The organism is Hyalangium gracile (genome assembly GCF_020103725.1).
In the GTDB taxonomy this organism is placed as follows: Bacteria; Myxococcota; Myxococcia; order Myxococcales; family Myxococcaceae; genus Hyalangium; species Hyalangium gracile.
Genome location: NZ_JAHXBG010000003.1, coordinates 442,190 through 455,575 on the forward strand (window position 1 = coordinate 442,190; position 13,386 = coordinate 455,575).

Here is a 13,386-nt window from a genome sequence, read left to right on the forward strand (position 1 = left end):
GCACCGGGCCGCTCGTGACTTCACCCAGCTCCCGCTGCTACGCCTTGGCCAGCTGGCGCAGCACGAACTGCAGGATGCCTCCGTGGCGGTAGTAGTCGAGCTCGTTCGGCGTGTCGATGCGGCACACCGCCTTGAACTCCTTCGTCCCGCCCTCGCCCTGGGCCTTCACCGTCAGCACCTTCTGCGGCGCCAGCCCGTCCGCGATGCCCGTGATGGTGAACTTCTCGTGCCCCGTCAGCCCCAGCGACTGCGCGTCCTGCCCCGCCTCGAACTGCAGCGGCAGCACGCCCATGCCCACCAGGTTCGAACGGTGGATGCGCTCGAAGCTCTTCGCGATCACCGCCTTCACCCCCAGCAGCTGCGTGCCCTTCGCCGCCCAGTCGCGGCTCGAGCCCGTGCCGTACTCCGCTCCCGCCAGCACCACCAGCGGCGTCCCCTCCTGCTGGTACTTCATGGAGGCGTCGTAGATGGTCATCCGCTCGCGCGTGGGGATGTGCACCGTCACTCCACCCTCCACCCCAGGCACCAGCAGGTTCTTCAGGCGGATGTTCGCGAACGTGCCACGCACCATCACCTCGTGGTTGCCGCGCCGCGCGCCGTACGAGTTGAAGTCCTTCGGCTCCACTCCCTCCGCCATCAGGTACTTCGCCGCCGGGCTGTTCTTCGCGATGTTGCCCGCCGGGGAGATGTGGTCCGTCGTCACCGAGTCGCCCAGCAGCGCCAGCACGTGCGCCCCGTTGATGTCCTTCAGCGCCCCCGGCTCCTTCGGCAGGTTCTCGAAGAACGGCGGCTTGCGCACGTACGTGCTCTTCGCATCCCACTGGAAGGTGTTGCCCTTGCTCACCTGCAGCTGCTGCCAGAGCGCGTCCCCCTCCATCGCGTGCGAGTACTGCCGGCGGAACTGCTCCGGCTTCACCGCCGTGCGGATCGTCTCCTTGATCTCCTCGTTCGTCGGCCAGATGTCCTTCAGGTACACCGGCTTGCCGTTGCGGTCATGCCCCACCGGATCGGTGTCCAGGTTGCGGTTCACGTCGCCGGCAAGCGCGTACGCCACCACCAGCGGCGGCGAGGCCAGGTAGTTCATCCGCACGTGCGGGTTGATGCGGCCCTCGAAGTTGCGGTTGCCCGACAGCACCGCCGCCACCACCAGGTCGCCCTCCGTCACCGCGTTCGCCACCGGATCCGGCAGCGGGCCCGAGTTACCGATGCACGTCGTGCACCCGTAGCCCACCACGTGGAAGCCCACGCCCTCCAGGTACGGCAGCAGCCCCGCCTCCTTCAGGTACTCCGTCACCACGCGGCTGCCCGGCGCCAGGCTCGTCTTCACCCACGGCTTCGCCGTCAGCCCGTGCTCCACCGCCTTCTTCGCCAGGATGCCCGCGCCGATCAGCACCGCCGGGTTCGACGTGTTCGTGCACGAGGTGATGGCCGCGATCACCACCGCGCCGTGCCCCATCTTGTAGCTCTGGTTGCCCGCCGTCACCGTGGACGTCTGCTGCAGCCGCTCGGGCGGCACCGGCGCCGCGGGCGCCTTCGCCTTCCCGCCGCCCTCGTCGTCCTCGCCCTTGCTCTTGCCCGCCGCCAGCATCTCCACCAGCGACTTGTCGTACGCGCCCTTCATCTCCTTGAGCGGCACCCGGTCCTGCGGACGCTTCGGGCCCGCCAGGCTCGGCACCACCGTGGACAGGTCCAGCTCCAGCGTGTCGCTGAACACCGGCTCCGGCGCCCCGTCCACGCGGAACAACCCCTGCTCCTTGCAGTACGCCTCCGTCAGCGCCACCACGTCGTCCGGGCGCCCCGTGAAGCGCAGGTAGGCCAGGCTCTCCTCATCCACCGGGAAGAAGCCGATCGTCGCGCCGTACTCCGGCGCCATGTTGGCGATGGTCGCGCGGTCCGGCAGCGACAGGCTCTTCAGGCCGCCGCCGTAGAACTCGACGAACTTGCCCACCACGCCCTTCTTGCGGAGCATCTGCGTCACGGTGAGCACCAGGTCCGTCGCCGTCGCGCCCGCCGGCAGCTGGCCCGTCAGCTTGAAGCCCACCACCTGCGGAATCAGCATCGTGATGGGCTGGCCCAAGAGCGCCGCCTCCGCCTCGATGCCGCCCACGCCCCAGCCCACCACGCCGATGCCGTTGATCATCGTCGTGTGGCTGTCGGTGCCCACCAGCGTGTCCGGGAACGCCACGTTCCCGTTCCGGAACGTCACCTGCGCCAGGTACTCCAGGTTCACCTGGTGGCAGATGCCCACGTCCGGCGGCACCACCCCGAAGCCCTTGAACGCCCCCTGCCCCCAGCGCAGGAACGCGTAGCGCTCACGGTTGCGCTCGAACTCCAGCTCCGCGTTCTCCTTGAACGCCGCCGTCGTCGCGAACGTGTCCACCTGCACCGAGTGGTCGATCACCAGGTCCGCCGGATTGCGCGGGTTGATCTTCGCTGGGTCTCCACCCATCGCCGCCAGCGCCTCGCGCATGGCCGCCAGGTCCACCACCGCCGGCACTCCCGTGAAGTCCTGCAGCAGCACGCGCGCCGGGTGGAAGGAGATCTCCGTGTCCGGCGTGGCCTTCGGGTCCCACGCCAGCATCTTGTCGATGTGCTCCTTCTTCACCACCCGCCCGTCCTCGTGACGCAGCAGGTTCTCCAGCAGCACCTTCAGCGACACCGGCAGCTTGTTCACCGCCGCGTTCGCCTTGGCCAGCTTGCTCAGGCTGTAGAAGTCGTACGTCGCCGAGCCCACCTTCAGCTGGCTCTTCGTGCCGAAACTGTCCGTCATGTGCGTTCGCCGTCCTTCCCGTACGGATTCGCGGGTCTTCTAGGCCCGCGTCGGGCGGCTTGCAAAGAGTTCGTGCGCTCAAATCAAAGGGCCGACGCTTGCCCTCATTCGGCGCATAAGCCCTTGACGTTCCTGAGCTTTTTCGAACACTTCTTCCGCTTCAGAGGATCTTCCGGAAGAAGTACAGTACCCGTTCCAGTGCCTTCTGCCAGAAGGGCCGCCGGCGGAACTCCTCCAGGCTCACCTCGCGGCAGCTCCCGCAGTCGTTGCGGAACGAGTCCTCCAGCGCCTTGCCCAGCCGGGGATCCGCGAAGACGGCGTTCACCTCGTGGTTGAACAGCAGGCTCAGCCGCTCGAGGTTGAAGGAGCCGATCGTCCCCCACACCCCGTCCACCACCGCCGTCTTCGCGTGCAGCACCCCGCGCTGCCACTCGAAGATGCGGACGCCCGCGCCCAGCAGCTTCTCGTAGAAGGCTCGCGTGCAGTGCTCCAGGAAGGGGTGATCGCTGCGGCCGTTGAGCAGCAGGCTCACCTCCACCCCGCGCTGCGCCGCCTCGCGCAGCACCGCCACCATGCGCCGGTCCGGCACGAAGTACGCCGCGGCGATCAGCACGCTGCGCCGCGCCCGCGCGATGGAGTGCAGGTACGCCCGGTGGATGCTGCGCCGGCTGGAGAGCACCGACAGGCACACCTCTCCCCGCCGAGGCCCCGGCCGCCTGAGCCGCCGCACCTGCTGCAGCCGGTTGCGCAGCCGCCCGAGCCCTCCCTGGAAGGCCATGCGCCAGGTGGCCAGGAAGCGGCGCTCCAATTCGTGCACCGCCGGGCCTTCAATCCGCAGCACGTCGTCGCGCCAGCCCGCGCCCTTGCCCTCGCCCACCGGCGCCCAGTGCGCGGAGATGTTCACCCCGCCCACGAACGCCACCTCGCCGTCCACCACGAGGATCTTCCGGTGGTCCCTTCGCAGCAGGTAGCGCAGCCCGCGGCTCAGGCTGAAGGGCTTGAAGGGGCGGATGTCCACCCCCCGCTGGCGCAGCGACTCGAAGAAGCCGCGACGGCTCGTCCACGAGCCCACCGCGTCATAGAGCACCTTCACGTGCACGCCGCGCTCGGCGGCCTCGGCCAGCACCTGGCCAAACAGCTCGCCCACCGCGTCGCTGATGAACATGTACGTCTCGAGCCGGACATAGCGACGCGCGTTGCGGATGGCCTCCAGCATCGCCGGGTACGCCTCCACGCCGTCCCTCAGCAGCTGGCAGGAGTTCCCCTGGAGCACGGAGTGGCTGCGCGGCAGGTAGTAGCGAGCCAGCAGCCGGTTGGGGACGCTCGGGCTCCAGACGACCCCGTGCTCCGGGACGGGCCCCGAGTGCCGTCGCGCGAGCGCGCCCTCGTTGCGGGACTCCGTGCGCGCCGGTCGCTCCTCGAGCCGCGCCAACCCCGTCTCCTCGCTCCCCACCCCCTGCTCGTACATGGCAAGGGTAGGGTGCGAACGGTCGGGCGAAGCGGCAACCCACCCACGGCCCCGCCGTTCCTACACGCGGCGTTGCCTCGTCCACTGCTCGACGGAAGGCCTACAGCCCGTACTCCGCGCGCTTGTTCTCCGCGTGCGTGGCGCAGGGCTGATCATACTCGGGGAAGTACTCGCGGATGTACTCCAGCGTGTGCTTGGCCGCCGCGAAGTTCTTCTGGTTGTAGTAGCCCTCGGTCTCCAGCAGCAGCTTGGCGCACGTCTTGTCCAGCTCCTGCTGCGCGTCCTTCATGCGGTCGCGGGCCTCGAAGTAGAGGTCCGGCTTGGGCTCCGGGTGGGCCTCCAGCAGCAGCCACGCCTCGCGGAAGGACTTCCACGCCTCGTAGCGGTTGCGCGCGCCCACGTCCGCGCGCTGGAAGTTCTGCTTGCCGCGCTCGTAGGCGTTGCGCGCCTCCACCTCCAGCTGGTTCGGCGGCAGATCCGGCAGCAGCGCCTTCTCCACCCACACGTTCCAGATGCGCCACTCGTCCTCGCCCGGCGGGTTCTTCGTGTTGTCGAAGGTGATGCGGTTGGTCTCCCCCTTCTTCAGCAGGTTGGGAGGAACCATCAGCTCCAGCGAGCGATCGCGGCTGGCCAGCGTGTCCGGAGGCACCGGGCCCACGTCCACGCCGTTCACCGTCACTACCACCTCGCCCTGGGAGATGCCCTGCGCCTGGTAGTGGATGATGACCACCGCGCGCGTGGCGGCCGCGTACTCCCAGGTGAACGTCTTCAGGTCCGCCCGCTGCCAGGTGACACCCACGCCCAGGCCGAACGAGTCCGAGATGGGCTGGTTGGAGAGCGCATCCGGCTCGTCCCCCGGACCGATGATGGTGGGCCCCGTCATCACCGACCAGTACGCCCCGCCGATGATCAGCGCCGCCAGCACCAGCGCGCCGCCGATGACGCCGCGGCGCACGTTCGTGCTGGCCTCGAGCCAGAAGAGCTTGATCTGCGCGATGCCGCCCGGCGACTCGCGCTTGATGCGGGCGCGCTCGGCGGCGGACAGGCCACCCGCGCGAGCCGGCGCCGAGCGCTCCACCGCGTTGCCAGCGCTGGAGGCGGGCGCACGCCTGGGCGCGGGCGAGGCCGGCGCGGCGCGCTCGATGGCCGCGGAGGACGCACCCGAGCGGGCTCCGCTGGAGGTGCGCGGACGCATGGCGGGCAGCGCGCGCGTGGCCGAGCGCTGCAAGCTGGCCAGGTTCTCCGGATCGGCGTCGTCACCCTCCGGCTTGAGCGCCTCGCCCTTGTTCTTCGCGCGCGGCTTCACCTTGTCCGCCGAGACGATGCGCGTGCTGCCCTCGCCCTCCGGCGGCGGGGCCTGGATGGCCGCGTCCGTGTTGGGCTCCGGCTCGGGCTCCGCCGCCAGCTCCCCGAAGACGAACACCACCGGCCCCAGCGTCAGCTGATCCCCGTCCTCCAGCGCCCGCTTCTTGGTGATGGGCGAGCCATTCACCTTGGTGCCGTTGGAGCTGCCCATGTCCTCGATGAGGAAGCGATTGCCCTCCTCGAAGATGCGGCAGTGCTTGCGCGACACACCAGCGTCGTAGAGCACGACGTCGCACTCGGGAGTTCGCCCGATCAGGACCGAGTCCTGATCGAACTCGAACTCCTTGCCCGCGTCCTTGCCCTCGGCGATCTTCAGCTGGAAGCCCATGGAATTCCTAGAATCCTAGCGAGGCTTGGGCGGCGCGGGCAACGGCCGCGCGCGCAGAGGCCGGCTCCACTACCTCGGCCTCTCCTCCGAAGGAAAGGATCCATTGTGTCAGCCAGCGCTCGCTATCTCCAGCCACCCGCACCTCGACGCCTCCGTCCGGGAGCGGCCGAGCGTCCGAGCCGAAGCGCTCGGTGACGTAGGGGGCCACCAGCTTGGAGAAGCGCACCCGCACGCCCGCGTCGGTGCGCGCCGGGTTGGGCACCGCGGCCCGCGCATCCGCCGGGGGCTGGAAGGAGATGTCCGTGAGCGCCAGGCTCTCCATGCGGTCCAGCCGGAACAGCCGCGAGTCCTGCCGGGTGTGGCAGAAGCCCTGGAGGTACCACTGCCCGCGGTGGTTGAGCAGCTCGTAGGGGCGCACCCGGCGCGGCTCGGAGGTGCGGCCCGGGCTGGCGTAGTCGAACGTCACCTCGCGCCGCTCGAGGATGGCGCGCGTGAGCGGCCCCAGCGACTGCGGAGCCTCCGAGGTGGCGTCGATCTTCCGGTACATCTCCCGGTAGCGCTCGCGCGCGCCCGAGGGGAGGATGCGCTCCAGCTTCTGCACGGCGTTCTGCAGCGCGTCACCGGCGGCCGGGCGCAGCAGCTCCGCGGCGGCGGCCAGGGCCGCGGCCTCACCGGCCGTCAGGCGCGGCGGGCGGGACAGGCGCTGGTCCAGGTCCACGTAGACACGGTCGTTGTCCACGTAGATGTCCACGTAGTCGTCCGGGTTGAAGGGCGGACGGCCCACGCAGGTGAGCAGGTCCAGCTCCTCCATCAGGTCCTCGCGCTTGACGTTGAGGGCCTTGGCCAGGTCATCCACCGTGACGCCCGGGTGCTTGGACACGTAGGGCACGAGGAACAGCAGGCGGCGCAGCCGCTCGTGGACGGTGCTCATGCGGTCACCTTCTTCTCTTCGGCGGCGGCGTGCCGCTCGAGGATGCGCGCGGTCATCTCGCGCACCTTGGAGACGGCGGCCTCGGGAGACTCCACCCGGCACTCCGGCCCCAGCGCCATGCTGAAGCGCAGCAGGCCGTCCAGCGACGTGACGCTCAGCCTCGCCCGCGAGCCCTCCGCGGTGGACTCCACCGCGGCGCCGGGGAACAGGCTGGCGGCGCGCTGGGCCAGCTCGCCGCGCAGCAGCAGCGTCACCTCCATGGGCTCATGGAAGCGGTGCTGCCACGGGTAGTTGGCCACGTGCGAGTCGAGCGAGAAGTCCGCCGGCACCTCGAAGTCGGGCGTGCGCGGCTTGGCCGTGTTCACCTTCAGCTCGCGGATGCGCTGCACGTGGAAGGTGCGCAGCCCCTGCCGCAGGTGGCAGTAGCCCACGAGCGTCCACACGCCCCGGCGCAGCGCCAGCCCGTATGGGTCCACCCGGCGCTCCGTCACCTCCGAGCGCTTGGGCGAGGCGTAGGCGATCTGCACGTACTTGTGCGCGGCGCACGCCTCCCAGAGCTGCTCCAGCCGGGCCGACAGCTCCGGATCGCTCTGCGCGGCGCCCACCTCCATGCGCACGCGCGGCGAGGGCAGCGCGTCACCGGCGAAGAAGCCGATCTTCCGCAGCGCGTGCGCCAGGTCATCCCGCCCCGGGAAGGCCCCCGAGGCCAGCGCGGCGCTGCCCGCGGCGTACAGCACCGCCAGCTCCTCCTTCGTGAGGTTCGCCTCCGGCAGGTAGTACGCGCTCCGGTCGACGATGTACCCGTCCTTCCGGTCGTCGTCTCCCTGGATATAGGTGAGCGGCAGGCCCAGCTCGAGCAGCTCCGCCTTGTCGCGCTCGAACTTGCGCTCGGCGGCATCGTCCGAGATGCCTCCGTAATCGGCGGGGAAGTGCTCACGCAGCTCCGCCCACGAGATGGGCTCTCGAGCGTCGAGCAGCAGGGCGACTAGATCCAGGAGGCGTTCCGTACGGTCCATGTCAGGAGGGCGGCGACGATGGCGAATCCGGGTACGTGGGGTCAAGGCGGGCATGGGCATCGGGCGAGTGGACGGGCGCGACGAGGTGTGTCTGGATCGGATATCCACACCTCACTGAACGCGCAAGCAGGTAGATCGACGTAGTCAACCCGACTACATTCAGCAGGCAGCCAACGGGGCGGGGGGGACTCGCTCTCTGGCTCCGTCTGGGTTATTCCTTACACAGCAACCGGAGACGCCTGACTGGGTTGGGTGATGGGGATAGGACCGGGCCGGCATGGCGCGAAGGTTGCTTAGAGGACTCACCGTGAACCGCACTTCCCTTCTCAGAAGCGTGATTGTCGGGCTGGCGTTGGTGGGCCTCACCACTTCCCTGGTACCGGCAACGGCTCAGGCCGAGCCGCTCTACTTCGCGCTGGAGGTGCGTCGCGAGGGACGCCTGGTCGCCCAGCCCAAGCTGTTGGGTGAGACGGGCCGCACCCTGCGGGCCGAGCGCCGCAAGCCGGGCGCCAGCCAGCCGGACTACCAGCTGATCCTCACCCCCATCGTCGAGGGGAACACCTTCCACCTCTCGCTGGAGCTGACGCTGCCGGAGCTCCGGGGCCACTCGGAGCTGGCGCTGCTCCATGGCCAGCAGCGCAAGCTGCAGCTGGGCAAGGTGCCCGGAGAGCTGGAAGTGTCCCTCATGCTGATGCGAGTGGACTCGCCCGAGTTCCGGGCGCTGATGGACCTGGCCGCCGACAGCGAGGGGCAGACCGGCTCCCGGCCCATCTGACGTCCCGCTTCCGTCCCAGTTCCGGAATGGCTGATCCCACTGCTGGGATTCAGGCAGGCGACTGTCCGCTCCCCTGCCCTCCCTGACAATCCGTCACTCAGGGCACCTGGACCACTGCCAGGTCGTCCCGGTGCACGGCCTCGTCGATGTACCGATAGCCGAGGATGGACTCGATGTCGGTGCTCTTGCGGCCGGCGATGCGGCGCAGCTCGCTGCCCTCGTAGGCGCTGAGCCCCCGGGCGAAGACCTGGCCCTGCTCGTCCGCGAGGTCCACCGGATCTCCCCGGCCGAAGTCTCCCTCCACCTGCTTCACGCCCGAGGGCAGCAGGCTGCGCTTGCCGTTGACGATGGCCTCGCGAGCCCCGGCGTCCACCACCAGGCGGCCCTTGGAGCGCAGGGCGTGGGCGATCCAGGCCATGCGCGCGCTGCGGCGGTTCTCCCCGGCCTCGAAGAGCGTGCCCACCGGCTCGCCCTGGAGCACCGAGCGCAGCCGGCCCGGCACGGCGCCCGAGGTGATGACGCAGCGGATGCCCCGCTCGGCCACGCGGGCGGCGGCGCGGACCTTGGTGGACATGCCTCCGGTGCCCACGGTGCTGCCGCTGCCCCCGGCCAGGGCCAGCAGCTCTGGCGTCACCACGTCCACCTGGTGCATCAGCTTCGCCTGCGGATCCTTGCGCGGGTCGGCCGTGTAGAGGCCCTCCACGTCCGACAGCACCACGAGCACCTCCGCCTCGATGACGCCCGAGACGAGGCTCGCCAGCGTGTCGTTGTCGCCGAACTTCAGCTCGTCCACGGACACGGTGTCGTTCTCGTTGATGACGGGCACCACGCCCACCTCGATGAGCCGCTCCAGGGCGTGCTTCACGTTGAGGTAGCGCCGCCGGTCCTGCACGTCCTCGTGGGTCAGGAGCACCTGCGCCACGCGCCGATCCGCCCGGCCGAAGGCCTCCTCGTACGCTCGCATCAGGCGGCTCTGGCCTACCGCCGCGCAGGCCTGCTTGCCGGGAATATCCTTGGGCCGCGCCGGCAGCCCCAGCCGCTCCACCCCCAGGGCGATGGCGCCGCTGGACACCACCACCAGCTCGCGTCCCTCGGCGGCCCAGAGCAGATCCTCGCTCAGCGCGTCGAAGTGCTCGCGGTTGAAGCGCCCCGTGGCGTTCGTCAGGGCATTGGTCCCAATCTTCACCACCACGCGCCGGGCGGCGCGGATGGCCTCTCGTCCAGAAGTGCTCACGGGCCCCAGACTAGGCTGGAAGACCGCGTCATGTCCGTGTGTTCCCACCAGTCCCCCTTTTCGGGCCTGGAGCCGTGAATCCCGGCTGGCAAGCCCTTAAAGTGAAGGACAGGTACGGACGCGGGCCTTTCCGCGCGGGAGAAGGAAGATTTGAAGGAAATCTACGGCAACACCCTGGGCCTCAAGCAGAGCGAGCAGCAGCGCCTGCGCAACACCTACCGCCGCCGCGTGGCCCCCTACGAGATCGTCTCGGCGGAGCTCGCCCGCCACCTCACCGAGCTGTCCAGCGAGCTCAACCGCCAGATCGGCGTGCTCATCAACCGCAAGGGCGACATCGAGTACGTCGTCGTCGGCAACGCCCACAAGCTGGAGCTGCCCGACATCGGCCGCGCCCGCGCCGGGCAGATTCGTCTGCGTGGCCTGCGCCTGGTGCACACGCACCTCAAGAGCGAGCCGCTGACCAAGGACGACCTCACGGACCTCGCGCTGCTGCGCCTGGACATGGTGGCCGCCGTGGGCGTGGGCCACGAGGGCCTGCCGGGGGTGCTGCACTACGCGCACCTGGTGCCGGAGAACGGCGCCAACGAGTTCTGGCGCGTCGCGACGCTGCCCAGCGTCCACCAGGACCAGCCGGACCTGATGGCCACGCTGGAGGCGCTGGAGCAGGAGTTCAACCGCAAGGCCGCCGCGCGCGCGGTGGGTGGGCGGGAGAAGGCCATCCTGGTGGCGGTGTGCCTGGACGGCAACCGCGCCCGCGCCGAGGGCAGCCTGGCCGAGCTCAAGGAGCTGGCGCGCACCGCCGGCGTGGAGGTGATCGACAGCGTGCTGCAGATGCGGCGCGAGGCCGACCCCCGCTACCTCATCGGCCGCGGCAAGCTCGAGGACCTGAACCTGCGCTCCATGCAGTCCATGGTGGACCTGATCATCTTCGACAAGGACCTGACGCCCTCGCAGGGCCGGCACATCGCCGAGGCCACCAGCCTGAAGGTGCTGGACCGCACCCAGCTCATCCTGGACATCTTCGCCCAGCGCGCCCAGAGCGCAGAGGGCAAGCTGCAGGTGGAGCTGGCCCAGCTGAAGTACCGGCTGCCGCGGCTGGTGCAGAGCGATGACTCGCTCAGCCGGCTCGCCGGTGGCATCGGCGGCCGAGGCCCTGGTGAGACGAAGCTCGAGATCGATCGCCGCCGGGTGCGTGAGCGGATTACGCACCTGGAGAAGCGCATCGACGCCATCTCGCGCGAGCGCAGCGTGCGACGGGCCCAGCGCAACCGGCGCGAGCTGCCCGTCATCTCCATCGTGGGCTACACCAACGCGGGCAAGTCCACGCTGCTCAACGCCATCACCAACGCCGAGGTACTGGCCGAGAACAAGCTGTTCGCCACGCTGGACCCCACCAGCCGCCGCCTGCGCTTTCCTCAGGAGCGCGAGGTCATCATCACCGACACGGTGGGCTTCATCCGGGATTTGCCCAAGGACCTGGTGGCCGCCTTCCGCGCCACGCTCGAGGAGCTGTACGACGCGAGCCTGCTGCTCCACGTGGTGGACGCGGCCGACCCCGCGCGCGACGAGCAGGTGGAGGCGGTGGAGGGCATCCTCGGCTCGCTGGGGCTGATGGAGAAGCCGCGCCTCATGGTGTGGAACAAGGCGGACCTGCTGTCGGCCGAGGACGTGGAGGCCCTGCTGCGCTCGAAGGGTGGCGTGGCCATCAGCGCCGAGAAGCGCGAGGGGCTCGCGGCCCTGCTCGCCAAGGCGGACACCACGCTGTTCGCCGAGGGCGCCTCCGAGGCCCTGGGCGCGCTGTAGCCGCTCGGGCCTTCCTGGCGGTCCGCTCGTAACAGGCCCACCTCGAGGCACCCGCTCCGGCGGACCCGAGGTGGGCTGCACTGCCATCCCTACTGCTTCAGGCCGGTGTCGAGCCCCAGGCCCTCGCTCGCGAAGCGCTCCATCTTCCCGAGCAGCGCCTTGATGTCGTCCAGGACGCTCCGCCCTTCCCGGTTCGCCGTCGACTCCAGCCGCTCGCCGCAGCGCAGGTCCAGGCACAGGTTCACGCCCACCCGGCGCTTCGAGTCCAGGTCCGTGGTCAGCAGTCCGATCTGGTCCGCCGAGCCGTAGGCATGGCACCACTCACAGAGTCGGGACGTCAGGGTCTTGTCGCCTTGCTGATCGCGCCGGAAGGCGATGCCGATGGGCCGCTGCTGCCCTGGTGCCTGGAACACCAGGAAGACGCGCACCCCGTAGGGGTCCACCCACGCGAGGTAGTCACGAACGAAGAGGGGAAACCGGGTGCCCTTGGGGGGCTCGACGACTTTTCGGTCCCGGGAGCGGAAAGTGTTCAGGAAGTCCTTCTCTGAGGCGATCTGGAACATGGGAATTCCCCGGACGCAGCCTACGCACGCCGCTGACGGCTGTCTCTCACCGCTCGCAGCGGCTCCCTAACCGGTGGCAGCAGGTCTTCTTCCCTCTCGCGCAGCCGGCGCAGGTCCTGCCCCGGTGGCGCCCCGAACAGACGGCGGTACTCACGGCCAAACTGAGAGGGGCTCTCGTATCCCACGCGGAACCCCGCCGTCGCCACGTCCACGTCCGCGCTGAGCAGCAGGCGGCGAGCCTCCTGGAGCCGCAGCTGCTTCTGGTACTGCAGCGGGCTCATGGCCGTGACGGCCTTGAAGTGGTGATGCAGCGAGGAGGGGCTCATGTGCACCTCGCGTGCGACATCCTCGATGCGCAGCGGCTCCGCGAAGTGGACCTTGAGCCAGTCGATGGCCCGGGCGATGCGCTCCGCCTGGCTGTTCTCCGTGGCGATCTGCCCCAGCTTCCAGCCGTGCTCCCCCTTGAGGATGCGGTAGAGGATCTCCCGCATGGCCAGCGGCGCCAGCGTGGGGATGTCCTCGGGCGTCTCCAGCAGGCGCACCAGCCGGAGCACCGCGTCCAACAGCGCCGGCGTCGTCTCCCCGAGGAACAGGCCTCGGGACGGATTGCGCTCCTTCGGCGGGGGGTGGCCCGCCTTCAGGATCAGCTCGGCGAGCTCGACCGGGTCCAGGTCCAGCTGGAAGCACAGGTATGGCGCCTTGGGCGTCGCTCGCGTCACCTGGCCCGTGACGGGCAGATCCACCGAGACCACCAGATAGTTCGAGGCGTCGTAGGGGTAGACCTCCTCGCCCAGCATCACCTGCTTGCTTCCTTGCGCGATCATGCAGAGCGCGGGGCGATAGAGGACTCGCAGCGGCTCTCCGGAACGAGAGGCGCGGATCAGCGACACGCGCTCGATGGCCGTCGCGTGGAAGCCGTCGCGTGGGGTGAAGCGATCGATCCATGAGGCCAGCTCGGCCAGGCGCGTGGGGTCCTTCCTGCTCGCGCCTTCGCTGCTCGGACCGCTCGACAGTGGAGCCCAGGAGGTCATCGTCTTGGAGTATCAGACTATTCCCTCCGCTGGGAGGGGCTCGTGCTTTCGCCGTGTCTTGCAGGAATAGGCTAGAGCGCGCCAGGAATGGTCTACCGACTC

The 13,386-nt window shown here is 69.5% G+C and carries 10 protein-coding genes; 2 read left to right on the forward strand and 8 right to left on the reverse strand.

All coding sequences use genetic code 11. The annotated features are described in order from the left end of the window. Nucleotides 1-37: 37 nt before the first annotated feature. From acnA to KY572_RS08510, 5 genes are all read right to left on the reverse strand, one after another. Nucleotides 38-2,770 carry an aconitate hydratase AcnA gene (gene acnA / locus KY572_RS08490; RefSeq protein WP_224242018.1) on the reverse strand — a complete coding sequence of 911 codons (2,733 nt, stop codon included), beginning with the start codon at nt 2,768-2,770 and terminating at the stop codon, nt 38-40. A gap of 160 nt (nt 2,771-2,930) precedes the next feature. Continuing rightward, nucleotides 2,931-4,202, reverse strand: coding sequence for a phospholipase D-like domain-containing protein (locus KY572_RS08495; RefSeq protein WP_224242019.1), 1,272 nt, complete (start codon nt 4,200-4,202; stop codon nt 2,931-2,933). A 136-nt stretch (nt 4,203-4,338) separates the two neighbouring features. Next, complete coding sequence (locus tag KY572_RS08500) at nt 4,339-5,931, reverse strand: FHA domain-containing protein (protein WP_224242020.1); 1,593 nt, start codon at nt 5,929-5,931, stop codon at nt 4,339-4,341. 7 nt (nt 5,932-5,938) lie between these two features. Then, the gene (locus KY572_RS08505; RefSeq protein WP_224242021.1) at nt 5,939-6,862 is read right to left on the reverse strand and encodes a helix-turn-helix transcriptional regulator; all 924 of its coding nucleotides are present in this window, start codon (nt 6,860-6,862) and stop codon (nt 5,939-5,941) included. Further along, on the reverse strand, nt 6,859-7,878 hold the full coding sequence (locus tag KY572_RS08510) for a helix-turn-helix transcriptional regulator (RefSeq protein WP_224242022.1): 1,020 nt from the start codon (nt 7,876-7,878) through the stop codon (nt 6,859-6,861). Before KY572_RS08510 ends, KY572_RS08505 begins: the two co-directional genes overlap by 4 nt. A gap of 307 nt (nt 7,879-8,185) precedes the next feature. Here KY572_RS08510 and KY572_RS08515 point away from each other — a divergent pair, with 307 nt between their 5' ends. After that, the gene (locus KY572_RS08515) at nt 8,186-8,653 is read left to right on the forward strand and encodes a hypothetical protein (protein ID WP_224242023.1); all 468 of its coding nucleotides are present in this window, start codon (nt 8,186-8,188) and stop codon (nt 8,651-8,653) included. 97 nt (nt 8,654-8,750) lie between these two features. On the opposite strand, the gene proB is transcribed toward KY572_RS08515, so the two are convergent. Beyond that, nucleotides 8,751-9,887: a glutamate 5-kinase gene (proB, locus tag KY572_RS08520; protein WP_407659910.1), complete on the reverse strand. Its 1,137-nt coding sequence runs from the start codon at nt 9,885-9,887 to the stop codon at nt 8,751-8,753. A 150-nt stretch (nt 9,888-10,037) separates the two neighbouring features. Here proB and hflX point away from each other — a divergent pair, with 150 nt between their 5' ends. Next, a complete protein-coding gene (hflX, locus tag KY572_RS08525; protein ID WP_224242024.1) occupies nt 10,038-11,690 on the forward strand; it encodes a GTPase HflX in 1,653 nt (550 codons plus the stop codon). A gap of 89 nt (nt 11,691-11,779) precedes the next feature. Here hflX and KY572_RS08530 read toward each other — a convergent pair whose 3' ends face one another. After that, entirely contained in the window at nt 11,780-12,253 is a 474-nt protein-coding gene (locus tag KY572_RS08530) for an FBP domain-containing protein (protein WP_224242025.1), read from the reverse strand. 20 nt (nt 12,254-12,273) lie between these two features. After that, nucleotides 12,274-13,284: an AraC family transcriptional regulator gene (locus KY572_RS08535; protein WP_224242026.1), complete on the reverse strand. Its 1,011-nt coding sequence runs from the start codon at nt 13,282-13,284 to the stop codon at nt 12,274-12,276. Nucleotides 13,285-13,386 lie beyond the last annotated feature (102 nt).